25 protein-coding genes and 1 rRNA gene are annotated in these 24,352 nt (G+C 43.5%); all 26 read left to right on the top strand.

Going from position 1 to position 24,352, the window contains the following annotated elements; genetic code table 11:
• The first annotated feature begins 166 nt into the window (after nt 1-166).
• A complete protein-coding gene (locus tag CARFE_RS0102825; protein ID WP_028051656.1) occupies nt 167-562 on the top strand; it encodes a thioesterase family protein in 396 nt (131 codons plus the stop codon).
• Nucleotides 563-741: 179 nt separating this feature from the next.
• Nucleotides 742-2,412, top strand: a complete 1,671-nt coding sequence (locus CARFE_RS0102830; RefSeq protein WP_028051657.1) for a formate--tetrahydrofolate ligase — start codon at nt 742-744, stop codon at nt 2,410-2,412.
• A 65-nt stretch (nt 2,413-2,477) separates the two neighbouring features.
• Nucleotides 2,478-2,960, top strand: coding sequence for an HD domain-containing protein (locus CARFE_RS0102835; RefSeq protein WP_028051658.1), 483 nt, complete (start codon nt 2,478-2,480; stop codon nt 2,958-2,960).
• A 440-nt stretch (nt 2,961-3,400) separates the two neighbouring features.
• Nucleotides 3,401-4,156, top strand: coding sequence for a dihydropteroate synthase (gene folP / locus CARFE_RS16895; protein ID WP_281170176.1), 756 nt, complete (start codon nt 3,401-3,403; stop codon nt 4,154-4,156).
• 8 nt (nt 4,157-4,164) lie between these two features.
• A complete protein-coding gene (gene folB, locus CARFE_RS0102845; protein ID WP_028051660.1) occupies nt 4,165-4,524 on the top strand; it encodes a dihydroneopterin aldolase in 360 nt (119 codons plus the stop codon).
• A 1-nt stretch (nt 4,525) separates the two neighbouring features.
• On the top strand, nt 4,526-5,011 hold the full coding sequence (gene folK, locus CARFE_RS0102850) for a 2-amino-4-hydroxy-6-hydroxymethyldihydropteridine diphosphokinase (RefSeq protein ID WP_028051661.1): 486 nt from the start codon (nt 4,526-4,528) through the stop codon (nt 5,009-5,011).
• 215 nt (nt 5,012-5,226) lie between these two features.
• Complete coding sequence (locus CARFE_RS0102855) at nt 5,227-6,105, top strand: Rossmann-like and DUF2520 domain-containing protein (protein WP_028051662.1); 879 nt, start codon at nt 5,227-5,229, stop codon at nt 6,103-6,105.
• A complete protein-coding gene (gene panB / locus CARFE_RS0102860; RefSeq protein ID WP_028051663.1) occupies nt 6,098-6,928 on the top strand; it encodes a 3-methyl-2-oxobutanoate hydroxymethyltransferase in 831 nt (276 codons plus the stop codon). Before CARFE_RS0102855 ends, panB begins: the two co-directional genes overlap by 8 nt.
• Before the next feature lie 24 nt (nt 6,929-6,952).
• On the top strand, nt 6,953-7,804 hold the full coding sequence (gene panC, locus CARFE_RS0102865; protein WP_028051664.1) for a pantoate--beta-alanine ligase: 852 nt from the start codon (nt 6,953-6,955) through the stop codon (nt 7,802-7,804).
• A gap of 13 nt (nt 7,805-7,817) precedes the next feature.
• Nucleotides 7,818-8,189, top strand: a complete 372-nt coding sequence (gene panD / locus CARFE_RS0102870) for an aspartate 1-decarboxylase (RefSeq protein ID WP_218852444.1) — start codon at nt 7,818-7,820, stop codon at nt 8,187-8,189.
• Between the two features lie 11 nt (nt 8,190-8,200).
• The gene (gene nadA / locus CARFE_RS0102875) at nt 8,201-9,121 is read left to right on the top strand and encodes a quinolinate synthase NadA (RefSeq protein ID WP_028051666.1); all 921 of its coding nucleotides are present in this window, start codon (nt 8,201-8,203) and stop codon (nt 9,119-9,121) included.
• A gap of 12 nt (nt 9,122-9,133) precedes the next feature.
• Nucleotides 9,134-10,693 carry an L-aspartate oxidase gene (gene nadB / locus CARFE_RS0102880; protein ID WP_034541479.1) on the top strand — a complete coding sequence of 520 codons (1,560 nt, stop codon included), beginning with the start codon at nt 9,134-9,136 and terminating at the stop codon, nt 10,691-10,693.
• Nucleotides 10,694-10,697: 4 nt separating this feature from the next.
• Nucleotides 10,698-11,549 (top strand): carboxylating nicotinate-nucleotide diphosphorylase, encoded by an 852-nt coding sequence (nadC, locus tag CARFE_RS0102885; protein ID WP_028051668.1) that lies wholly within the window; start codon nt 10,698-10,700, stop codon nt 11,547-11,549.
• Nucleotides 11,546-12,532, top strand: a complete 987-nt coding sequence (locus tag CARFE_RS0102890) for a biotin--[acetyl-CoA-carboxylase] ligase (RefSeq protein WP_028051669.1) — start codon at nt 11,546-11,548, stop codon at nt 12,530-12,532. The genes nadC and CARFE_RS0102890 overlap by 4 nt, the downstream gene beginning before the upstream one ends.
• On the top strand, nt 12,516-13,289 hold the full coding sequence (locus tag CARFE_RS0102895; RefSeq protein WP_011345240.1) for a type III pantothenate kinase: 774 nt from the start codon (nt 12,516-12,518) through the stop codon (nt 13,287-13,289). The genes CARFE_RS0102890 and CARFE_RS0102895 overlap by 17 nt, the downstream gene beginning before the upstream one ends.
• The gene (dusB, locus tag CARFE_RS0102900; RefSeq protein ID WP_028051670.1) at nt 13,264-14,229 is read left to right on the top strand and encodes a tRNA dihydrouridine synthase DusB; all 966 of its coding nucleotides are present in this window, start codon (nt 13,264-13,266) and stop codon (nt 14,227-14,229) included. The genes CARFE_RS0102895 and dusB overlap by 26 nt, the downstream gene beginning before the upstream one ends.
• A 100-nt stretch (nt 14,230-14,329) precedes the next feature.
• The gene (locus CARFE_RS0102905; RefSeq protein ID WP_011345238.1) at nt 14,330-14,860 is read left to right on the top strand and encodes a hypothetical protein; all 531 of its coding nucleotides are present in this window, start codon (nt 14,330-14,332) and stop codon (nt 14,858-14,860) included.
• A 2-nt stretch (nt 14,861-14,862) separates the two neighbouring features.
• A complete protein-coding gene (locus CARFE_RS0102910; RefSeq protein WP_011345237.1) occupies nt 14,863-15,945 on the top strand; it encodes a shikimate 5-dehydrogenase in 1,083 nt (360 codons plus the stop codon).
• Between the two features lie 126 nt (nt 15,946-16,071).
• On the top strand, nt 16,072-16,545 hold the full coding sequence (gene greA, locus CARFE_RS0102915; protein ID WP_028051671.1) for a transcription elongation factor GreA: 474 nt from the start codon (nt 16,072-16,074) through the stop codon (nt 16,543-16,545).
• A 12-nt stretch (nt 16,546-16,557) separates the two neighbouring features.
• A complete protein-coding gene (lysS, locus tag CARFE_RS0102920; RefSeq protein WP_028051672.1) occupies nt 16,558-18,024 on the top strand; it encodes a lysine--tRNA ligase in 1,467 nt (488 codons plus the stop codon).
• Between the two features lie 182 nt (nt 18,025-18,206).
• Nucleotides 18,207-19,832 carry a peptide ABC transporter substrate-binding protein gene (locus CARFE_RS0102925; protein ID WP_028051673.1) on the top strand — a complete coding sequence of 542 codons (1,626 nt, stop codon included), beginning with the start codon at nt 18,207-18,209 and terminating at the stop codon, nt 19,830-19,832.
• A 120-nt stretch (nt 19,833-19,952) separates the two neighbouring features.
• Entirely contained in the window at nt 19,953-20,882 is a 930-nt protein-coding gene (locus CARFE_RS0102930; protein WP_028051674.1) for an ABC transporter permease, read from the top strand.
• Between the two features lie 3 nt (nt 20,883-20,885).
• A complete protein-coding gene (locus CARFE_RS0102935) occupies nt 20,886-21,800 on the top strand; it encodes an ABC transporter permease (protein WP_028051675.1) in 915 nt (304 codons plus the stop codon).
• Nucleotides 21,801-21,811: 11 nt separating this feature from the next.
• Nucleotides 21,812-22,816, top strand: coding sequence for an ABC transporter ATP-binding protein (locus CARFE_RS0102940; RefSeq protein WP_028051676.1), 1,005 nt, complete (start codon nt 21,812-21,814; stop codon nt 22,814-22,816).
• Nucleotides 22,817-23,779 (top strand): ABC transporter ATP-binding protein, encoded by a 963-nt coding sequence (locus CARFE_RS0102945; protein WP_028051677.1) that lies wholly within the window; start codon nt 22,817-22,819, stop codon nt 23,777-23,779. It abuts the gene before it with no gap.
• A gap of 291 nt (nt 23,780-24,070) precedes the next feature.
• Nucleotides 24,071-24,352: ribosomal RNA gene (locus tag CARFE_RS0102950) — 16S ribosomal RNA — on the top strand; the annotation flags it as partial.

Consider the following 24,352-nt stretch of genomic DNA (forward strand, 5'->3'; position numbering starts at 1 on the left):
TATTGTGACAAAAAGCGCATATAAAGAGGTTTGTATACCAATGCAGTATACAGCTTAATTTACTTAATCTTAACAATATTTTTTTTAAGGATTAAAAATAGAAAGAGGAAATTTAAAGGGAAGGAAAGAATAAAATAATAAACACGTGGAAAAGTGGGGTGATAGGATGGCGGAAAGCCTTACCGAAGGCCTGGAAGGGACGGCTAAAACTACCGTTTCCCTGGAAAAAACGGCCAAGGCAGTGGGGAGTGGAAGTTTAGAAGTATTTGCCACTCCAATGATGGTAGCTTTGATGGAAAAAGCGGCGGTAAATGCTGTTGCTGCTGCGTTATCTCCGGGAGAAACTACCGTGGGGACAAAAATTGAGGTTTCTCACATAAAAGCATCGCCCGTCGGTGCTTTGGTTGAAGCTAAAGCCAAATTGATTTCCGTTGAAGGGCGAAAGCTTACGTTTTTGGTGGAAGCTTTTGATGAGCAGGGGAAAATAGGGGAAGGACGGCATGAAAGGGTACGAGTGAACATTGAGAAATTTTTAGGAAAGGTAAGTTCCAGAGAAAAATAAAGGGATATTGAGGGAAAAATAAAGTTAATGAAAGTTCCTACAATATCTTTTAGGAAAATTTAAAAATTTCAAAATATAAGCAGGAATTTGGCCCGAAGAAGAGAATAATCTATTAATTGATGCTCAAAATAGTTTGGTAAAGGTTATTTAAAAATTTAAGGGAAAGGAAGGGAAAGGATATGAAAAGTGATATCGAAATTGCCCAGGAGGCAAAATTAGAGCCCATAGTAAAAATAGCGGAAAAGTTAGGGCTCACCGAAGATGACATTGAACTGTATGGTAAGTACAAAGCAAAAATTGCAGCTCACGTTTGGGACAAGATCAAGGACCGTCCGGACGGCAAATTAATTTTGGTAACGGCAATTAACCCGACACCCGCCGGGGAAGGAAAAACTACAACAACCGTTGGCCTGGGGGATGCTTTGTCCCGCTTAGGAAAGAAAACTGTCATTGCTTTACGGGAACCATCCTTAGGCCCAAGCTTTGGGGTAAAGGGTGGTGCCGCCGGTGGTGGTTATGCTCAGGTCGTGCCGATGGAAGATATTAACCTCCATTTTACCGGGGACCTGCACGCAATTACTACAGCGCATAACCTTTTAGCAGCGATGATTGATAACCACATCCATCAAGGAAACGAATTGGGGATTGACCCCAGGAGAGTTGTTTGGCGCCGGGTGGTAGACTTAAACGACCGGGCTCTTCGCAAGGTAGTAATCGGTCTTGGCGGTCCGGCTCAAGGGGTACCCCGGGAAACGGGCTTTGATATTACCGTTGCTTCCGAAATAATGGCTATCCTTTGCTTAGCTTCCGACCTCATGGACTTAAAAGAAAGATTTAACCGGATTTTAATTGGATATACATACGACCAAAAGCCGGTTTATGCCAGAGATTTGAAAGCCGCTGGCGCAATGACTGTTTTAATGAAAGATGCAATTAAACCTAATTTAGTGCAAACCTTAGAACACACCCCGGCTTTTGTGCATGGTGGTCCGTTTGCTAATATCGCTCATGGTACTAACTCTATTTTGGCCGATAAGATTGCTTTAAAACTTGCCGATTACCTGGTAACCGAAGCAGGTTTCGGTGCTGACCTTGGCGCTGAAAAGTTCTTCAACGTTGTTTGCCGGTTTGCCGGATTTAAACCTTCGGCAGTAGTTATCGTTGCAACGGTTCGGGCCTTAAAATACAACGGTGGTGTACCGCGGGCCGAACTCAATAAAGAAAATCTTGAAGCATTAGAAAAAGGTTTTGCTAATTTAGAAAAGCACATTGAAAATATCGGTAAGTTTGGTTTACCGGCGGTAGTTGCCATTAACCGCTTCCCCACCGACACCGATGCCGAGCTCAACAAGCTCCGGGAGCTCATTGAAGCTACCGGTGCTGAGTTTGCTTTATCGGAAGTTTGGGCCAAGGGCGGTGAAGGTGGAATCGAATTAGCTCAAAAGGTGCTTAAAGTGATTGAAGAAAAACCAGCCAATTTCCGTTACCTCTACGATTTAGAAATGCCGATTAAGCAGAAGATTGAAACCATTGCCCGGGAAATTTACGGTGCCGATGGGGTTGTCTTTACCGCAGATGCGGAAAAGACCTTGGCCAAGTTTGAAGAAATGGGCTTTGGCAATATGCCGGTAATTATGGCCAAAACCCAGTACTCGTTATCCGATGACCCGAACAAACTTGGAAGACCGACCGGCTTTAACATTACGGTGCGGGAGCTGCGGGCTTCGGTGGGAGCAGGCTTTATCGTGGCCATTACCGGCGATATCATGACTATGCCTGGGCTTCCCAAACGACCGGCAGCAGAGGTCATTGATATCGATGCTAACGGTAAAATTACCGGCTTATTCTAAGGGGGCTAAAGGGGGAGAAATCCCCCTTTTTCCTTGTTATAGTTAAAGAAAGTTTGGGGTAACCTATGCAGAGATTCTGGCGGGTTTATAGGGATGAAGAAGTGGTTAGGCGTTTTAAAGAGATAAATTATTTGGAGAAAGACCGGGAGTTTTGCAGGCACGACTTCCAGCACTTTTTAGATGTGGCAAGAATTTTAGCTATTTTGTGTTTTGAAAATAAATTTTCCTTTCCAAGGGAACTTATCTATCTTACTGCCCTTCTCCACGATTTAGGGAGGGTAGAAGAGTATCTTTACGGTTTAAATCACGCGCTGATTGGGGCTGAAGTTGCCCGGGAGATATTAGAAAAGTATCAGGAGTTTGTTCAAGAGGAAATTTTCCTGATAACGGAAGCAATAAGGGGTCACCGGGAACAAAACTCGGAAGGTTTTACCCGTTTATTATACCTTGCCGATAAGCTTTCCCGGCCGTGTCTTACCTGTAAGGTTATAGATAAATGCCACAAAAAAGAAGAAATGTTATTACTTCACCAGGAGAAGTTTTATTAATGGGGGTTTATGCTATGGAGCATATCTTATGGTCAATGGAGTTTTCCAATATTGATGAGGTAAAAAAGGAAATTTCTTTGATCGGTAGTACTTTGGCTGGGGTAAATTTGATGGCCCCTAAAGGGGTTTTAAGATGTATTAAAGTTAAAGAGCTTTCGACGAAAGCTGCCAATATTTTAAAACAGGAGCTTCTGGCCAAAGGAGGGGACTGTGCTACTTCCTGGGGGAGTTTGGATTTAACTGCTCCCACAACCGATGTTTTGTGTTTTGCTACCGAAAAAGTTTGGCGGCAGGTAATACCCAAGTTAAAAATGCAGCCCTTTGGCCTAAAGAGTCTGGCGGAAGAAATTGAAGAAGTTTTAAAAAATTTAAATGGACGGGCGAAGTACGAACTGGATTGCCGGGGCCGAAAAATTACCCTTGGCGAGAGAACCCTCATTATGGGGATTTTAAATGTGACTCCCGATTCCTTTTCGGATGGTGGACAGTACAACGATATTGAAGCGGCGGTAAAGCGAGCGCGGCAAATGGTTGCCGAGGGAGCGGATATTATCGATGTCGGCGGGGAATCAACCCGGCCGGGAGCGGAATATGTTCCGCCGGAAGAGGAACTGCGCCGGGTATTGCCGGTAGTGGAAGCCTTGGTGCGGGAAATGAATGTTCCCATTTCGGTGGATACTTACAAAGCAGAGGTGGCGGAAAAAGCTTTGGAAGCGGGAGCTCATATCATTAATGATGTATGGGGGCTACAAAAAGATCCCCGAATGGCTGAAGTAGCTGCCCGCTATGGGGCACCGGTGGTAGTGATGCACAATAAAACCGAGGCCGAGTACGATGATTTAATGGCAGAGGTCATAGCTTTCTTGAAAGAAAGTATCAAGATCGGTGTTAAAGCAGGGATACCGCGGGAAAAGATTATTATTGATCCGGGAATTGGTTTTGGCAAAACGTTAGAGCACAATCTTTTATTAATGAAGCGCTTAAACGAACTAAATAGCCTTGGCCAGCCGATTTTATTGGGTACTTCACGGAAATCAATGATTGGTAAAACTCTAGATTTGCCGGTGAACGAACGGGTGGAAGGGACGGCGGCCACCGTAACTTTGGGAATAGCTAAAGGTGTAGATATCGTACGGGTTCACGATGTGAAAGAAATGGTGCGGGTTGCTAAAATGACCGATGCCATGGTACGGTAGGTGAAAAGATGGATAAGATTGTCATAAAAGGTGTTGAATTTTATGCTTTTCACGGAGTTTTACCGGAAGAAAAAGCTTTGGGGCAAAAATTCATTCTTGACCTTGAGCTTGGTATTGATTTAAGGGATGCGGGGCGCAGCGATGATTTAAATAAAACCGTTAGCTATAAAGAAGTTTTAGATTTCACCGAGGAGATTGTTACAAAAAACCGCTTTGATTTAATCGAAGCTCTGGCGGAAGAAGTAGCAGGGGGAATTTTAAACAAATTTTCCTTGATAAAAGAAGTAATGGTGCGGGTTCACAAACCTGGGGCACCTTTAAGGCAGAAACTTTCCGATGTTTATGTGGAAGTAAAAAGGGGCAGATAGCGTGGCTTTAGCATATATTGGAATCGGTACTAACTTGGGAAAAAAAGAAGAAAATATAAAAACTGCTTTAAAGGAAATTAAATCCCTTCCCGGTACCAGGATTAATAAAGTTGCAGCTTTATACGAAACGGAGCCCTGGGGATACGCTGAGCAGGACTGGTTTTTAAATACGGTATGCGAAATAGAAACTGCTCTTACGCCAGAAAGTTTGTTGGAAGCTCTTTTACAAATAGAAAATAAAATGGGTAGGGTAAGAAGCATACGTTATGGCCCGCGGGTAATCGATTTGGACCTTTTGTGGTATGAAGGGGAAAAGAGGCAGGAGGAGAAACTAACCCTGCCTCATCCCCGCATCACCGAAAGGGCTTTTGTAGTGCTACCCCTTCTGGAGCTCTGGCCCGAGGCGGAGATAAATGGGGTAGTTTTAAAAAGCATTGCTGAAAAATTAAGGCAGGAGCAGGGCATAAAAAAATTCAAAAATTTGTGAAAAAATTATTTTATCTTCCTGTAGGAAAATTTATTGTAAAGATTTCTTGGTCTTGTTATTATAACCTTGAGGACACCGTTATGGGTCCTACAGAGTCGATTTATTTTTGAAAAATCAATATGACCGCTTGGATCCAGAGGACCGAGACGGGAGTTAAAACAAAGGCCTTCCGTTCGGAAGGCTTTTTTTATCACAACCCAACAGAGGGGGATTTTATGATTAATTCCATTGGAATTATCGGGGCAGGGCGAGTTGGGGGAGCATTAAGTTTACTCCTGCGCGAAAAAGGGTTTAATATCAGTGGGGTTTACAGTAAAAGTTTATCTTCTGCTGAGAAGCTTGCTTTAAAAATAAACAGCTTTGTTTACCGGGACCTGGAAAGTTTGGTTGCGGAGTCGGAACTTATTTTTATCACCACTCCCGATCGAGAAATAGCCCGGGTTGCCCGGGAAATTGCTAAAATTCCCAATTTAAAGGGAAAGTATTTTGCTCATACCAGCGGCTCCCAGTGTTACAAAATTTTAAGCCCTATAAAGGAAAAGGGCGGGATTACTTTTACCATGCATCCTCTTCAGGCCATAGCTTCTCCGGAGATGGGTCGACAGGTCATGCCCGAGGCTTATTTTTCTTTGGAAGGGGATCCGGAAGGAGTTGAATTAGGGGCTTATTTGGTGCGGGTGTTAGGAGCCAAGGTGCTTTACCTTAAAGAGAATCAAAAAAGCTTGTATCACGCCGGAGCGGTAGTGGCTTCCAATTATCTGGTTACCCTTATTGATATAGCTTTAGAGCTTTTAGAAATTTCGGGAATTGATCGGGAAGAGGGTTATAGAGCGTTAAAACCGTTAATTTTGGGAACGCTAAATAATATTGAAAAGTATGGCACGGTAAATGCATTAACCGGGCCGATTGCCCGGGGAGATACGGTAACCATAGAACAGCACTTGGAGAAATTGCGGGAATATCCGAAACTAAGGGAATTTTATCGGGTTCTGGGTAGGCACACTTTGGAAATGGCCCAAAAGCGCGAAGATTATAATCCGGAAAAAGGACAGGAGATTTTAAAACTTTTTGAGGGGGAAAAATCTAATGGATAGGGTTACCGTTAGCAGTTTAAAAGAGATGAAAGAAGCGGGTCAGAAGATTGCCATGATAACGGCTTATGATTATCCTTCCGCCCTTTTTGCCGAGGAAGCTGGAGCGGAAGTGCTTTTAGTAGGGGATTCGTTAGGGATGGTGGTTTTGGGTTACGACAGTACTGTCCCCGTTACCATGGAGGAGATGCTCCATCACGTCAAGGCGGTGGTACGGGGGAGCAAAAGGAGCATGGTAGTTGCAGACATGCCTTTCATGTCTTATCAGGCAAGTTACACCGATGCCCTTTATAATGCCGGCCGCTTTTTAAAAGAAGGAGGAGCCCAGGCGGTAAAACTTGAAGGGGGCGGTGAAATAGCTGAACTGGTGGCGAAGCTTGTAACTGCAGGAATACCGGTAATGGGACATATTGGCCTAACTCCCCAGTCGGTTAATGCCCTTGGGGGTTATAAAGTTCAAGGTAAGGACTTAAAGACTGCCCAAAAACTTTTAGATGATGCTAAAGCTTTGGCGGATGCGGGGGCATTTGCCATAGTTTTGGAATGCGTGCCGGCGGCTTTAGCGGCAAAAATAACCGAAAGCATACCAATTCCAACAATAGGAATTGGCTCGGGAGTAAACTGCGATGGGCAGGTTCTGGTTTACCACGATGTTTTGGGTATGTATCCCCGGATGTTACCTAAGTTTGTAAAAAGATATGCCGATCTTTCAAGCTTAATTAAAGAAGCAATAAGACAATATGTGCAGGAAGTGAAGGAGCAACAATTCCCGGAAGAAAAACACAGTTTTACCATGGCTCTGGAGATATTAGAAAGAATCTATTAGTTGCCGTAGTGAGGAGGGAATAATGTGCGTTTTTTTACGGAAATAAAACCTCTTAAAACCTACGTTGCCGAACAAAAGCGGGAAGGAAAAATTATCGGATTTGTGCCAACTATGGGTTATTTGCATGACGGTCATCTTTCTTTAGTCCGCAAAGCAAAGTTGCAAGCGGATGTAGTAATTGTATCGATATTTGTAAATCCTTTGCAATTCGGTCCCAATGAAGATTTTGCTAAATACCCCCGGGATTTAGAGCGGGATTTAGCCCTATTGCAGGAAGAGGGGGTAGATTGTGTCTTTGCCCCTTCAGCAGAAGAGATGTATAAAGAAGGCTTTTCGACTTTTGTAGAAGTAAATGGCGAGATTACGGAAGTAATGTGCGGTAAATCTCGGCCAGGACACTTTAAAGGTGTTGCTACCGTAGTTACTAAGCTGTTTAATATTGTGACTCCGGACTTAGCTTTTTTTGGTCAAAAAGATGCCCAGCAGCTTTTTATCATAGAAAAATTAGTCCGGGACTTAAATCTTAATGTGGAAATTGTCAGTGTTCCTACCCGACGGGAAGAAGATGGACTGGCAATGAGTTCAAGGAATACTTATTTAAATCCCGAAGAACGAAAAGCTGCCACTATTTTGTATCGAGCTTTAAAGTGCGGGGAGGAGCTGGTCCTGGCGGGGGAGAGGAACCCCGAAAGGTTAAAAAAACTTATAGAGGAATTTATAAAAACAGAACCTTTAGCGCGCATTGATTATGTAGAGGTACGTTCGGTTCCCGATTTAAAAGCCATGGATGTAATTAAAGGTAAATTTATAATAGCTCTGGCAGTTTATATTGGTAGTACCCGTTTGATAGATAATTTTATTCTGGAGGTAGATTAAAGTGTTTTTGACCATGATGAAGGGGAAAATTCACCGGGCTACCGTTACCGAAGCTAATTTAAATTATGTGGGTAGCATTACCATTGATGAAGAGCTGTTGGATGCTTCCGGAATTTTACCCAACGAAAAAGTACAGGTAGTAAACATAAATAACGGGGCTCGGTTGGAAACATATACTATACCCGGACCGAGGGGTAGCGGAATTATAAGCTTAAACGGGGCGGCGGCCAGACTTTGCCAGATAGGGGATAAGGTTATTATTATTGCGTATGCGTTAATGGAAGAAAAAGAAGCAAAACAATGGCAACCCAAAGTAGTTTTTGTTGATGAAAACAATAAAATAGTTAAAATAGAAGAAAAAGAGATTCATGGCCAAACAGAATAGGAGTGAAACGAATGTTTGATGAAAAAACCCAAAAGATTATGGATGAGGTGGTGAGACTTAAGAAAGAAAAAAATGCTATTATCCTTGCCCACCTCTATCAACGTCCCGAAGTTCAGGAAGTAGCCGATTACGTTGGTGATTCTCTGGGGCTTGCCCGAACTGCAGCTAATACCGATGCTGAAGTTATTGTTTTTGCCGGTGTTCATTTTATGGCTGAAAGTGCCAAAATCCTTTCACCGGATAAAATCGTTTTGCTTCCGGAAATTGAAGCGGGATGTCCTTTAGCCGATACCATTACCGCGGAAAGTTTAAGAAAAAAGAAAGCTGAACATCCCGGGGCTATTGTGGTTACCTATGTTAATTCTTCAGCCGAAGTTAAGGCCGAGAGTGACATCATTTGCACTTCAGCTAATGCGGTGAAAGTCGTAGAAAGCATTCCTCCGGAGAGGGAAATTATTTTTACTCCGGACCGCAATTTAGGTGATTATGTGGCTAAGAAAACGGGACGCAAGTTAATATTGTGGGACGGCTATTGCAACACCCATCAAAGGCTAACTCCCGATGATATTCGGCAGGCTAAAGCGGAGCATCCTAATGCTAAAGTATTGGTTCATCCCGAGTGCCGCCCGGAGGTGGTGGCTTTAGCCGATGGTGTATTTAGCACTACCGGTATTATAAACTACGTGATAAATGACCCGGGGGATGAATTTATTATAGGAACGGAAGCGGGTATTATGCATCAGTTAACAAAAAAGGCTCCTCATAAAAAGTGTTATCTTGCTTCAAAGAAACTAATTTGTCCCAACATGAAGCTTACTACTATCGAAAAAGTAAAATTAGCCCTGGAAACTCTGGAGCCGCAAATTGAGGTTGAACCGGAAATTGCTAAAAAAGCTCTTCAGGCTTTAGAGAGAATGTTGGCTATTGGTTAGGGGGAGAAGAAGTTGCGCCGGTATTTAATTGACTTTGATTTATCCGGCGTTCCGGTTTATAAATCCGATTACCTGGTAATCGGTAGCGGAATTGCTGGTCTTTATGCTGCTTTAAATGCTGCCCGCTACGGTGAGGTAATCGTCTTAACCAAGAAAAATTTAGGGGATACCAATACCGATTTGGCCCAGGGTGGAATTGCGGCAGCGGTGGATACCGAAGAGGACTCACCGGAACTTCATTATCAGGATACGATTGCAGCGGGAGCAGGACTGTGCAATCCGGAAGCGGTAAGAGTTTTGGTGGAGGATGGCATCGAGAGGGTCCACCACCTGGTGGAGTTAGGGGCTGATTTTAACCGTAAAGATGGTAAATTGGCCCTGAGGATGGAAGGTGCCCACCGCCGCCGGAGAATTCTGTACCGGGGCGATACTACCGGAGAAGAAATTCAAAGGGTTTTATCTGCAGCCGTAAAAAATCATTCTAATATCCGGGTGATGGAGAATCACTTTGCCTTAGATTTAATTACCGAGGACCGGGAATGCTTGGGGGCTCTAGCTTGGGATGAAAATGGAAATTTACGTTTATTTTTAAGTAAGTTTACGATATTGGCTACCGGTGGTGCTGGGCAAGTATTCCGGGAGACCACCAATCCGGATGTGGCTACCGGTGACGGAATAGCCATGGCCTACCGGGCGGGAGCGGGAGTTATGGATATGGAATTTTTCCAGTTTCATCCGACCGCTTTAAATTTGCCCGGACGGCAGAAGTTTCTTATCAGTGAAGCGGTGCGCGGGGAAGGGGCCAAGCTGGTAAACGCTGCCGGCGAGTATTTCATGAAAAACTACCATGAGCTTGCTGACCTTGCACCGCGGGATGTGGTGGCCCGGGCCATATGGGATCAAGCGCAAAAAGGCCAGGTATTTTTGGATATCAGAAGCTTTACCGACGAACAATTGGCCGGAATACCGCGAATAGTAAAAACTTTAAAGGAAAATGGTTTGGACCCCAGAAAAGATTTGATACCGGTTTTACCGGCTGCCCATTATTTTATGGGTGGGGTGAGGACCAACATTTGGGGGGAAACGGATTTAGCCCGGCTTTATGCGTGCGGTGAAGTAGCGTGCCAGGGGGTACACGGAGCTAACCGCCTGGCTTCCAATTCCCTTTTAGATGGGCTGGTTTTTGGTTACCGGATAGTTGAACGAACGAAAAATATTTTAAAATCTACCCGGATTAATTATCCGGAGATCTCAATTTACCATGGGGAAAATACGGAAGGTATTGGAGCCAGGGAAGCTATTGCCCAGATTAAAGATTTGATGTGGGAGAATGCCGGAATTATTCGTAACGGACAGGGATTAAGGGTGCTATTGGAAAATTTACGTAAACTCAAACTTTCTTATCCGGTGAAAAATATTGAAGAAGCGGTGGCTGCAAATTTATACCAAACAGCTATTTTAATTGCTCTGGCTGCTTTAATCCGGGAGGAAAGCCGGGGAGCGCATTTTCGTTCCGATTATCCCCAAAGGGATGATTTTCTCTGGCAGAAACACATTGTTTTATCGAGGTGATAAGGTGCTACCTTTTTACGTACGGGAACATATCCGCCTTGCTCTTGAGGAAGATATCGGAATGGGAGATATTACCACGGAAGCGATTGCGGTTGGTGATGAGCATACGGTGGGATTTGTAAAGGTCAAAGAGCCCGGGGTGGTTGCCGGGCTTTTTGTGCTGGAGGAAATTTACCGGGTTCTTTCGGACAACGTGCGCGTTGAATATATGGTAAAAGATGGGGAAGAAGTTGCTCCTGGACAGGTTATTGCCAAAATTTATGGCCCGGCGGCGGTAATTTTAATGGGTGAACGGGTAGCTTTAAATTACCTGCAGTTTTTATCGGGAATTGCTACCAAAACCCGCCGGATCATTAACAAGGTGAAGGATTACCCGGTTAGGGTAGTGGATACCCGGAAAACCGTTCCCGGTCTTCGCTGGCTTTCTAAATATGCCGTGCGGGTGGGCGGAGGCCATAACCACCGGTTTAACTTGAGTGATGGGATTTTACTAAAAGATAATCATATTAAGGCTGCGGGAGGAATAGAAGAAGCGATTAAAAGAGCGCGGAAATATGCTCCCCATACGTTAAAAATAGAAATAGAAGTAGAAAGCCTTGAAGGTTTAAAAGAAGCTATTGCGGCGGGAGCGGATATAGTAATGCTTGACAACATGTCTCCCCAAAGGGTAAAAGAAGCAAGGAAAATTGCCGGAGATAAAGTTTTATTGGAAGCTTCCGGAGGAATAAATGAAGAAAATATTTTGGAGTATGCCCGGGCGGGAATTGACGTAATTTCTCTGGGAACCCTTACTCATTCGGTAAAAGCTTTGGATATAAGCCTTGATTTGAAAAGTTTAAAGGAGACCGGCCGATGAAAGAGGAAATTATCTCCATGTTAGTTAAAAGTCAGGATTATGTATCCGGTGAAGAAATTTCTCAAAAACTTGGAGTGACAAGGACGGCTATCTGGAAGCATATCAAGGAGCTTAAACGGGAAGGGTATGAGATAACCGCCCATCCCAGGAAGGGTTACAAGCTGGAGCATTATCCTGACATACCGGCGTATTATTTATTAAAACCGTTCCTTAAAACCCGCTATTTGGGGCATACCGGGGAATATCACGATTTAATAGGTTCAACAAACGACCGGGCCAAGGAGCTGGCCGCCAATAAGGTTCCTGAAGGCTTTTTGGTGTCGGCTAACGGTCAGACCGCTGGCCGCGGCAGGTTTGGGCGCAGCTGGAATTCGCCTCCGGGACAGGGATTGTATTTTAGTTTGGTCCTCTATCCCAGCTTACCTCCTGTGGAGCTTCCCAGGTTAACGCTGTTAGCTGGCTTAGCCCTTGCTCAAGCCTTAGAAAATCTGGGGGTTAATGTGCAAATTAAATGGCCCAATGACCTTTTAATTAATGGGCAGAAGGTTGCAGGTATACTTACCGAAATAGCTGCGGAAGCGGAGAGAACAATTTATGCGGTGGTGGGCATAGGTATAAATATCGAACCTTTAGATGAAGAGGTAAAAAGTAGCTTTGCCTATCCCGCTACTGCCTTGAAAGAACATCTGCCGGGAGTTTCCCGGCAAAGCTTATTAGCTATGTTTTTAGAAAGATTTGAGAAACTGTATGAGGAGTTTAAAAAGGGAGAATTTGCCCAAAGTTTGACGGAATATAAAAAACGACTGGCTTTTTTAGGGGAAGAAGTGATGATAATTACCGGCGACCGGGAATATATAGGTGTACTCCACGACCTTGGAGAAGACGGAAGTTTAATAATAAACGATGGAAATACCGTTAAACGGTTTGCGGCAGGAGAAATAAGCTTAAGAAGAAAAGAGGGGGAGCATGTTCTTAGCAATTGATATTGGTAATACCAATATAGTTTTAGGGATTTACGATAAGGGAAAACTTATCAAAACATGGAGAATGGCAGCGGATAGAAACAAGACCGTTGATGAATATGCGGTTTTAATACATAATTTCTTTTCTTTTATAAACCTTAGCTTTAAAGATATTGAGGGAATTGGAATTGCTTCTGTGGTACCGCCGTTAACTCCCATTTTTGAGCAGCTGTGTTATAACTACTTTAAAGTTAAGCCTTTAGTAATAGGTCCCGGGGTGAGAACCGGGCTAAAAATTAAGTTTGAAAATCCCCGCGAAGTAGGGGCGGATAGGATAGTAAATGCGGTTGCTGGTTATCATATTTACGGTGGCCCATTAATCGTAGTTGATTTTGGAACTGCTACTACTTTTGATGCTATTAATGATAAAGGTGAGTATATTGGCGGTGCCATTAGTCCGGGGATAGGAATTTCTACCGAGGCGCTCTTTGCTCGTGCTTCTAAGCTGCCGCGGATTGAGCTTGTAAAACCGTTGAGCGTAATCGGTAAAAATACCGTTTCTGCGATGCAGGCCGGTATAATTTACGGTTTTATCGGCCAGGTGGATGAGATTTGTGCCCGGATGAAAAAAGAACTGGGCGGTGCGGCAAAAGTTATTGCTACCGGTGGCTTGGCTGAACTTATTGCAACCGATTCCCGGCAAATAGAGAAGGTAGATCAGAACTTAACACTGGAGGGTATTAGACTTATTTATGAGCGCAACCAGGCGGGAAATTAAGCTTAAAAACCCGGTAATTGTAGCACCAATGGCGGGAGTTACCGATAAAGCTTTTCGGCTTATTTGCCAAAGTTTTGGTGCAGGCCTTACCGTTACCGAAATGATTAACGACTTAGCATTGCTGCACGGAAACTCTAAAACCCGGCAGATGATTGATTTACAAGGGGAAGCAATGCCGGTGGCGGTCCAGATTTTTGGTAGTTCACCGGAAAAAATGGCGGAAGCGGCCCGTATAGTTGAGGAAGCTGGTGCCAGCATGATTGACATCAACATGGGTTGCCCTGCTCCCAAAATCGTTAAGAACGGTGAAGGTGCGGCTTTAATGTTAAAGCCAGAAGTGGCGGAAAAGATTGTTATGGCGGTAAAAAATGCCGTTTCCGTTCCGGTGTCGGTAAAAATAAGAAAGGGGTTTGATGATAATACTGTAAATGCTATTGAATTTGCACAAAGAATGGAAGCGGCAGGGGCTGATCTGATTACGGTTCACGGACGCACCCGGGAACAATTCTATTCGGGAAAGGCAGACTGGGAGATAATTCGGCGGGTTAAGCAGGCGGTGAAAGTAAAAGTTGCGGGGAATGGGGATGTGGACTCTCCGCAGAAGGCTAAGGAAATGTTAGAACTTACTGGCGTAGATTTTGTGATGATAGGGCGGGCGGTTATGGGTAATCCCTGGATTATTCAGCAGATTGTTGCTTATCTTGAGCGGGGAGAAATTTTACCAAAACCTTCGCCCCAAGAAAAGGCGGAAGTTGCTTTAAGGCACTTTGAGTATCTTTTGAAATTTAAAGGCGAGTACATAGCAGTGCGGGAAATGAGAAAGCACGGGGGCTGGTATTTTAAAGGTCTTCCCGGTGCTTCCAGGTTAAGGGAGAGATTAAACAGGGCGAAAACTCCAGAGGAAGTAAGAGAAGTACTTTTAATGATGGAGAAAAATTAAAATGGTTGCATTGCCGGAATAAAAGTGTTAAAATATGTACACAAAATTGTGTACATATTTTTCTTTTTTTATGAGATAGTTTTTATAAGGGGTAGCGGTTATGAAAATTGTTAGAATTGGGGATAAAGTTATTTCCAGGGATAAGATTGACCGGATGGTGGATGAAATTTTAAGGCTGCGCTCGCAGGGTTATTCCCAGCAGGAAACGGCCAATATTCTGGGGTTAGAGCGGACATTTATTTCTAGATTGGAAGGGATTGGAGAAATACGCAAGGGTACAAAAATTGCCGTCTTTGGTTTCCCCCTTAAAAATGTAGAGGAGCTCAAAAAGGTTTGTGAAGAAGAAGGGGTAGATTTTACCTTATTGATGACCGATAAAGAACGCTGGGAATTTATTGAGGGGAAGAGTGCGGCGGAGCTGGTAAACCTTTTAATGGAACTAATTGCGGCGGCGCAGCAGTTTGATACGGTGATCATGATTGGTTCGGATATGCGGGTAAAGGTGGCCCAGGCGATTGTTGACCGGGAGGTAATTGGGATTACTATTGGGCATACGCCCATTGAAGAAGATGTTTATCTTGATCCAGAGGTTTTAAGGGAAGCAATTAAATCGGTGCGGGGAGGTAAGTAAAGGTGGACAAATTTGCTTTTATCATACATCCTTTAGAAGCCAAGGATGTAGCCAAAAAGTTTGGCTTTGCCAAATATCTTCCGGATCGGCTAATTGAATGGGGCTTAAAAAAACTGCCGGCCTTTAAAGCTTCCCACATAACCGGGGTGAAATCACCATATAATGAAGTGGAAGGTTATTTTATCACCTGTCCGCTAACTACCCGGCAGATGGTTGAATTACCCGAAGAGTTTGTTCTGGGGAAAATAATTGAAGCGGGAAAAGTTGCGGAAAAGTTAGGGGCCAAAATTGTTGGCCTTGGAGCTTTTACTTCGGTAGTGGGTGATGCAGGGATTACTGTGGCGAAAAACCTCAATATTGCGGTGACTACCGGAAACAGTTACACGGTTGCGACCGCTCTGGAAGGGACTAAAAAAGCTGCGGCGATTATGGGACACGATTTAAAAAAGGCCAATGTGGTGGTAATAGGAGCGGCCGGTTCCATAGGCAAAGTAGCAGCGCGTTTTATGGCAAAAGAGGTAAAAAATCTTACTTTAGTAGGACGAAACCTTGCAAAGCTTGAGCCGGTGGCGGACCTAATTTTAAAAGAATCGGGGTTGGCGGTTGCCATTACCGATAATGTGAAAAAAAGTTTAAAGGAAGCTGACATAGTAATAACCGTTACAAGTTCGGTGGATACTATTATCGAGCCCGAAGATTTAAAACCGGGAGCGGTGGTATGCGATGTTTCACGCCCCCGGGATGTTTCGAAGGAGGTAGCCAAGCTGCGGGATGATGTTTTAGTTATTGAGGGTGGAGTGGTGGAAGTTCCGGGAGATGTGGAGTTTAACTTAAACTTTGGTTTTCCTCCCAAAACTTCTTATGCCTGTATGGCGGAGACGATGATTTTAACTTTAGAGGGGCGCTTTGAAAACTTTTCTTTGGGGCGGGACATGGAATTAGAAAAGGTGGAAGAAATAAGCAGGCTGGCTCAGAAACATGGTTTTAAGGTTGGAGGCTTTAGAAGTTTTGAGAGAGCAATATCTTCCGAAGAAATAGAAAAAATTAGAAAAAATGCTCTGAAAAAGTCTGTTTTTGCTACTTAAAATTTCTTGACAAGCTTTAGTTCCTCTTTTATAATAAACTGCGTTTAAAGAAATGAAGCACTGCTGTTACCAGCAGTGCTTTCGGTATAATTTATGGAAGTTATTAAGCTTGAAGGAGAGAGAAATATGAAGGAAAAAGAAGTTATCTTAACCCGAGAGGGGCTTAAAAAATTAGAACAGGAATTAGAAGAGTTGAAATCGGTTAAACGGCGGGAAGTGGCCGAAAGGATTAAGCAGGCAATAGAATTTGGGGATATAAGTGAAAACTCCGAATACGAAGATGCCAAAAATGCGCAGGCTTTTATCGAAGGACGGATAATTACTTTAGAAAAAATGTTAAGGAATGCTAAAATTATTGAAAATGAACAGCAAAAAGATGTGGTTACCTTGGGCTCAAAAGTGGTTTTAAAAGACCTCGAATATGGAGTGGTGGAAGAGTATTATCTTGTAGGGTCGGCGGAAGCTGATCCTTCAGCCAATAAAATTTCCAACGAATCGCCCGTTGGGAGTGCTATTTTAGGAAAGAAGAAAGGAACTGTGGTAGAGGTGAAAGTACCTGCGGGTACTTTAAAATACGAGATAGTTGATATCTTAGAATAAGGGGGAGCCAAGTTGGAGCACCAGGAACTAAACGAACTTGTTAAAGTACGGTTAGAAAAACTTTCTGAGTTACGGAAAATGGGTATTGAACCGTACGGCGGCAAGTTTGAGCGAACCCATACTGCTAAAGAAATTCTCGATAACTTTGAACAATTGGTTGATAAAACGGTGAAAATAGCCGGGCGCATTATGGCTAAAAGGGGTCACGGGAAAGCTTCCTTTGCTCATATCCAGGATATGTCTGGTAAGATTCAAATTTATGCCCGACAGAACGAATTAGGGGAAGAAGCCTATAAATTATTTGAAAAACTGGATATAGGTGATATCATTGGCGTTACCGGCCATGTTTTTAAAACCCAAAAAGGTGAAATCACCGTCTGGCTCTCCAGTTTTGAAATATTAGCCAAATCCTTAAGACCACTCCCGGAAAAGTGGCATGGGCTTACCGATGTGGAACTTCGCTACCGGCAGCGCTACGTTGATTTAATTGTCAACCCTGAAGTCCGGGAAACATTTATCTTACGAAGCCGTATTGTCAAGACTATTCGGGAGTTTTTGGACCAGAAAGGTTTTTTAGAAGTGGAAACCCCAATGATGCATCCTATTGCCGGAGGGGCAGCGGCAAGGCCGTTTATTACCCACCACAATGCCTTAGATATGAAATTATACTTACGTATTGCCCCGGAATTGTATTTAAAGCGCCTTTTGGTCGGTGGCTTTGAGAAGGTTTATGAGATTAACAGAAACTTTAGAAATGAAGGTATTTCTACCAAACATAATCCCGAGTTTACAATGTTAGAATTATATCAGGCCTATGCCGACTACCATGATATGATGGATATCACCGAAGAATTAATAACCCATGTTGCAGAAAAGGTACTGGGAACCTTAGAGATAACTTACCAGGGGACACCAATTAAGTTACAGAGACCCTGGAAGCGGATTCCCATGTTAAAAGCAATTGAAGAAGTTACCGGAGTGGATTTTGCCAGTGTCAAAGACCCGGTTCAAGCCTATGCAAAGGCCAAAGAGCTGGGAGTTCCGGTGGAAGAAGACATGGGCTGGGGTGAAATCATCACCGCTGTATTTGAGGAAAAGGTGGAACCTACCCTTATTAATCCGACTTTCGTGATTGATTATCCAGTAGAAGTATCACCTTTAGCTAAACGCCAGAAGGAAAATCCTGATTTAACTTACCGGTTTGAGCTGTTTATCTATGGGCGGGAAATGGCCAATGCTTTTTCCGAACTAAACGACCCCATTGATCAAAAAGAACGCTTTTTAAAACAGTTAGAAGCCCGGGCAAAAGGCAATGAAGAAGCGCACATGATGGATGAAGATTATATCACTGCATTAGAGTACGGAATGCCGCCTGCCGGAGGACTGGGAATCGGTATTGACCGTTTGGTTATGCTTTTAACTGACCAAGCTTCGATTCGAGATGTTATTTTATTCCCGTTGATGCGTCCCCGGGATTAAAAGGGGGCAGAGTGGAAATTTGCTTTTTGTATTAATATTGAAAATTTTGAAAATATAGAGTATATTATGAATAAAATATTTTGTATACACAAAATTTCGGCAGGAAAGTACGAGAGCCTGTCGAAATATTATACTGTTACCTGGGGGGCAAAATACTAAAAATTTAAAGGAGGTTGTGTGCATTGAGAAAGAGAAACGGTTTACTGGCGCTTTTAGCGGTAGTGCTGAGTTTCTCTTTGGTCTTTACCGGCTGCGCGAAGAAGACCGAGGAGAACAAAACCGGGGAGAATAAAACCCCACAAGTTATTAAATATGTTTTAGGGGCTGATCCGGAAACATTAGATCCGGCTAAAATGACCGGTCTTCCTGAAGGAACTATTGCTAATGCAATTTTTGAAGGATTAACCCGGTACGATAAAAATGGGAAAATTGCTCCTGGCATTGCGGAAAGATGGGAAATATCCCAGGATGGTAAGACCTATACTTTCTACTTAAGAGATGCTAAGTGGAGTGATGGAACCCCGGTAACAGCCAATGACTTTAAATATGCGTGGCTCCGGGCTTTAGATCCAAAAACAGGTTCCGAATATGCTTATCAGTTGTATTACATCAAAGGTGCTGAAGAGTATAACAGCGGTAAGGGTAAAGCTGAAGATGTGGCTATTACAGTAGTTGACGACAAAACCTTAAAGGTTGAATTAAAAGAGCCAGCTCCCCAGTTCTTAGGCTTGACCGCTTTCCAAACTCTTATGCCGCTTAAGAAGGAAGCAGTTGAAGCTAACCCTGAGTTTAAAGTTGAAGGCGATAAGAAAATCATAGGTAATGGTCCGTTTGTTATTGAAAGCTACAAGAGCAAGGATAAAATTGTTTTCAAGAAAAATCCCAACTACTGGGATGCTGCCAATGTAAAGCTTGATGAGCTTCAGTTCCTTTTAATTGACGATGCGAAAACTGCTTTAACCATGTTTGAAAACGGCGAAGTGGATATGATTGATGATATTCCTACCGAAGATATGCCACGGTTAAAGCAGGAAGGAAAATTAAAAGTTTTTCCGCAGTTAGCCACCTATTTCTATCGTTTTAACACAACCAAAAAGCCTTTCAATGACCCAAGGGTTAGAAAAGCATTTGCGATGGCTATTGATCGTCAGGTTATTATCGATACCATTACACAGGCAGAACAAAAACCGGCTTTTGCTTTTGTGCCTTATGGTATTCCCGATGCTGATGGTAAAGACTTCCGGGAAAATGGCGGCAACGCTTACTTCAAGGAAGATGTAGCGGAAGCTAAGAGGCTTTTGGCGGAAGCAGGTTATCCCGATGGCAAAGGCTTCCCAACGGTAACTATCCTCTTTAACACTTCAGAAGGTCACAAGAAGATTGCCGAAGCTATACAGCAAATGTGGAAGAAAAACCTTGGTGTTAATGTCAAGATAATGAATCAGGAGTGGCAAGTATACCTTAATATGGAGGATAAACTTCAGTACGATATTGCTCGGGCTGGCTGGGTAGGAGACTACCTTGACCCGATGACCTTTATTGACATGTTTGTAACCAATGGTGGTAACAATGATACCGGTTGGAGCAATAAGAAGTACGATGAACTCGTGAAGAAAGCAAAATCCACTAATGATCAAGCGGTACGGATGCAAGCGATGCATGAAGCGGAAAAGATCTTAATGGATGAAATGCCGATTATGCCAATTTACTTCTACACCAATCCGGTATTAATGAGCGATAAGCTCCATGATGTTGTAATTCCTCCCTTTGGTGTGCAAGCGGAATTCAAATGGGCTTACGTAAAATAGTTTTAAATTAAAAAAATTAAGTTTTGGGGATGGGGGTATATGCGGAATTTACCGCATATACCTTTTTCCCTGTTATAATAGGGTTTAAGTAAATTTTGGACAAAGAAATGAGGTGGGGTAATGGGCCGTTTCTTACTGCAACGGTTGGCGTATATTTTGGTAGCAATGCTTTTAATAATAACTTTTACTTTTATTTTAATGCACGTGGTGCCCGGTGGGCCCTTCGCCAGTGAAAAGCAGCTTCCCGAATCGGTGATGAAAAACTTAAATGAAAAGTTTCATTTAAACGATCCCTTGTGGCTGCAATACGTAAAGTATTTACAGCAGCTGTTAAAAGGGGATTTGGGAGTGTCGTTTAAGTATGAAGGGCGAACGGTCAATGATTTTATTAAAAATGGCTTCCCGGTGTCGGCTACACTGGGTGCAGTTTCGGTAATGATTGCGTTAATTTTTGGTATATCCCTTGGGATAATTTCGGCGTTAAACCAAAATAAATGGCAAGATTATCTAGCAACAATTTTGGCAACCATAGGGTTTTCCGTACCAAGTTTTATCATGGCTTCGCTTTTAATGTACTTTTTTGCCTATAAGATAAAGTTGTTTCCAACGGCAATGTGGGGTACACCGGCTCATGTAGTGCTTCCGGCGATAGCTTTAGCAACGTTGCCTACGGCGTTTATATCAAGAATCGTGCGTTCTAACATGATTGAAGTGCTGCAGCAGGATTACATTAAAACTGCCCGGGCCAAAGGTATGAGCGAACGGGTAGTTATTTACAAGCACGCTCTAAAAAATGCTATCTTACCGGTAGTAACTTATCTCGGGCCACTAATTGCCGGGGTATTTACCGGAAGTTTCGTTGTTGAAAAAATTTTTGCCATTCCAGGGATTGGACGGGATTTTGTTATTTCGATTATTAACCGGGATTATGGCTTAATTTTAGGACTAACCGTTTTTTATGCTGCTTTTTTAATGGTTATGAATTTATTGGTCGACCTTTCTTATGCTTTAATTGACCCAAGAATTAAACTTACCCGGAAGGAGGGCTAAGAAATGGAAATAACCAAAGAACTGCTATCGCCACTTGAAAAATCAGGGTTTGAAGCTGAAGCTATCGGAAAGCCAAGAACTACTTACTGGCAGGATGTACGCAGAAATTTTCGCAAAAATAAACTGGCAATGGTTGGTTTAGTGGTGATTATCCTTTTAATTATTATGGCTGCTATTGGGCCTTATCTTTCTGGGCATACCTATGATGAACAAAATTACAAGATGGTCAATCAACCTCCCAACAGCCAGTACTGGTTTGGAACCGACTCTCTGGGGCGTGATTTGTTTACCAGGGTTTGGTATGGTGCAAGGATATCCCTGGAGGTAGGGATTGTAACGGCGATTTTGGTTTTCATAATTGGTGTATTATATGGCGGTATTTCCGGTTATTTTGGCGGAATTGTGGACGAAATAATGATGCGTATTGTGGAAATATTATCGAGTATACCATTTCTTTTATGGGTTATTCTTTTAATGGTTATTATGGAACCGGGATTAAAGACTATTTTTATTGCTCTGGGTGCAGTTTACTGGCTAAATATGGCGCGGCTTGTGCGGGGACAGGTTTTAGCATTAAAGGAACAGGAATATGTTTTGGCAGCAAAGGTATTAGGGGCAAGTCCCCTCAGGATTTTAGTAAGGCACATAATTCCGAATACAATGGGTCCGATTATCGTTGCCATGACCTTAATGATACCTGAAGCTATTTTTACTGAAGCCTGGCTTAGCTTTTTGGGCTTAGGGGTTTCGGCCCCGATGGCCAGCTGGGGTAGCCTTGCCAGCGATGGGGTGCAGGCTATTACTGCTTATCCGTGGCAATTATTTTTCCCGGCGTTCTTTATCAGTATAACCATGCTGGCTTTTAACTTTGTTGGTGACGGGTTAAGAGACGCCTTAGACCCGCGGGCCAGAAGATAGGAGGTTTTAAAGTGGCAAACATTTTAGAAGTAAAAGACCTCAGGGTAAACTTTAAAACTTTTGCCGGCGATGTCCAAGCTGTCCGCGGTGTAACCTTTAGTGTCAAAAAAGGTGAAGTTGTTGCCATCGTCGGGGAATCGGGGTGTGGCAAATCTGTTACAGCCCACACGATAATGAAGTTAATCCCTACACCTCCGGGGAAAATTGTCAGCGGGCAAATCCTTTTTAACGGGGAGGACTTGGTCCCCAAAACCCAGGAACAGATGGCGAAAATACGGGGTAAAGAGATTGGAATGGTCTCGCAAGACCCCATGACATCCTTAAATCCCACTTTAACCATTGGAACCCAACTGGGTGAGGTACTGCGGGTTCACCAGGGATTAAAAGGTGAAGCAGCAAAAGAGCGGATGATTGAACTATTAAAGATGGTAGGAATTAACCAGCCGGAAAAGAGGTTAAAGCAATATCCCCATGAGTTTTCCGGTGGGATGCGACAGAGGGTTTTAATTGCTATAGCCCTTGCCTGCAACCCGCAGCTTTTAATCGCGGATGAGCCTACCACAGCTTTAGATGTTACCATTCAGGCCCAGATTTTGGAGCTTTTAAAAGAGCTGCAAAATAAACTGCATATGTCGGTTATTATCATAACCCACGATTTGGGGGTTGTAGCTGGATTTTCCGAGCGAGTTGTGGTTATGTATGCTGGAAAAGTGGTGGAAGAAGGAAGTACCGAAGAAATTTTTTACAATGCGAAACATCCCTATACCTGGGGACTTTTAAAATCGGTTCCGCGTTTAGACCAAGACCGGTCAGTTCCATTGGTTCCTATTACCGGTCGGCCGCCGGATTTAATAAATCCGCCTAAAGGTTGTGCCTTCTGGCCTCGCTGCGAACATGCCATGAAAATCTGTGCTATGTACGAACCACCGGAAACTGAAGTTTCTCCTGGTCACCGGGTTAGCTGCTGGCTTAATGCCGAGGAAGTTAAAAAGCTTACAGCAAAGGCGGTGGATTAAGTGGCAGAAAATATCTTAGTGGCAAAAAATCTTTCTAAATACTTTAATTTAGGCCATGGTCAGGTATTAAAAGCGGTTGACCGGGTAAATTTAGCCATACGAAAAGGAGAAACGGTGGGGTTAGTTGGAGAATCGGGATGTGGCAAAACAACTCTTGGGCGAGTATTAGCCGGACTTTATCAACCAACCGCTGGAACGATTGAATACGCAGGCCAGGATATTGCCAGGATGAGCAAAAAAGAGAGATACGGTTTGCATAGGAAAATTCAGATGATATTTCAGGACCCTTACGCATCTCTAAATCCCCGGATGACCATTGGTGAAATTATTGCGGAACCAATTGACATCCATCGTTTGGCTACCGGAGAGGAAAGAAACCGCCGGGTAATTGAGCTTTTAGAACTGGTGGGATTAAATGAGGAACATGCTAACCGCTTTCCCCATGAATTATCCGGGGGACAGAGGCAGAGAATTGGGATAGCCAGAGCACTGGCGGTAAAACCGGAATTTATAGTTTTAGATGAACCGACTTCGGCATTAGACGTTTCCATTCGTGCGCAGGTAATTAATCTGTTAGAAGAGTTAAGAAAGCAATTTGGTTTAACTTACTTATTTATTTCCCATGACTTATCCACCGTTAGATATTTAAGCGATAGAATTGCGGTCATGTATTTAGGCCGTATTGTGGAAATTACGGAAAGTAGAAGACTTTACGAAAATCCCTTGCATCCCTATACCAGAGCCCTACTTTCAGCTGTACCAATTGCCGATCCTCGGATTGAAGCAAGCCGTCAGAGAATTATCTTAAAGGGGGATGTTCCGAGCCCAATTAATCCACCCGAAGGATGCCGGTTTGCTTCAAGGTGTCAGTATGCGGACGAACGCTGCCGCAAGGAGACGCCGGAACTATTAGAAGTGGAACCCGGACACTTAACAGCCTGTTTTAAACCAGGGATAAAATAAATACAATATTGTAATTTAGTATTATTGCCAAAAAATACAACAAAAAAATTAATAAAATGGTCTTGATTCGGTAAAAAGGTTATGCTATATTATTAGACGTCGGCGATGCGCCGACAAAAAAAGAAAAAGCTTGACAGAGCAATTAAGCTGTGTTAAGATTATAATCCCAAGACATGTTCTTTGAAAACAAAACAACGGCAAGCGGCCCGTACTCGGAAAGAGTACGAGAGCAGATAAAAGGAAGGATTAAACTATCCGAGGGGTATAACCCTGAGAGGGGTTGTACGGATATAAATGGAGGGTTTGATCCTGGCTCAGGACGAACGCTGGCGGCGTGCCTAACACATGCAAGTCGAGCGGTCCTGGAGGTTGGCTTGCCAACCTTCAGGATAGCGGCGGACGGGTGAGTAACGCGTGGGTGACCTACCTGTAAGACCGGGATAACCCTGGGAAACCGGGGCTAATACCGGATACGCTATCGGGTTTAGAGACCTGATAGGAAAGGTGGCTGAGGCGGGAGCATGCTACCGCTTACAGATGGGCCCGCGTCCTATTAGCTAGTTGGTGGGGTAA

It is taken from the genome of Carboxydothermus ferrireducens DSM 11255 (genome assembly GCF_000427565.1).
GTDB lineage: Bacteria > Bacillota > Z-2901 > Carboxydothermales > Carboxydothermaceae > Carboxydothermus > Carboxydothermus hydrogenoformans.